At 69.2% G+C, this 234-nt stretch carries 1 pseudogene; it reads left to right on the top strand.

The window, feature by feature from the left end:
- Positions 1-234: pseudogene (locus KVT37_RS33035) on the top strand (nitrilotriacetate monooxygenase); the annotation flags it as partial.

The following is a 234-nucleotide window of genomic DNA, read 5'->3' as shown; positions in this document are numbered from 1 at the left end:
GGGGCTGCCCGCACCACGGGCCGCTGCCCCCGGGCAAAGAGACCGAAGGCATGGAGGACCGCCAGGCGCTGATCCGCCAGATCGCCCACGAGCACAACTTCACCATCCGCCAGCTCTATCAATGGGGGGCGACCGCGCGCGGCCACGACACCATCGTCGGCAGCGGCACGCTGGTCGCCGATCAGCTGGAGGAATGGTTCACCAACGAAGCCGCCGACGGGGTCGACAACCTGC

The organism is Mesorhizobium sp. GbtcB19 (assembly GCF_019091085.1).
Taxonomy (GTDB): Bacteria; Pseudomonadota; Alphaproteobacteria; order Rhizobiales; family Rhizobiaceae; genus Mesorhizobium.
The sequence above is the reverse complement of the archived record's forward strand: the minus strand, read 5'-3'. Positions and strand labels throughout refer to the sequence as shown.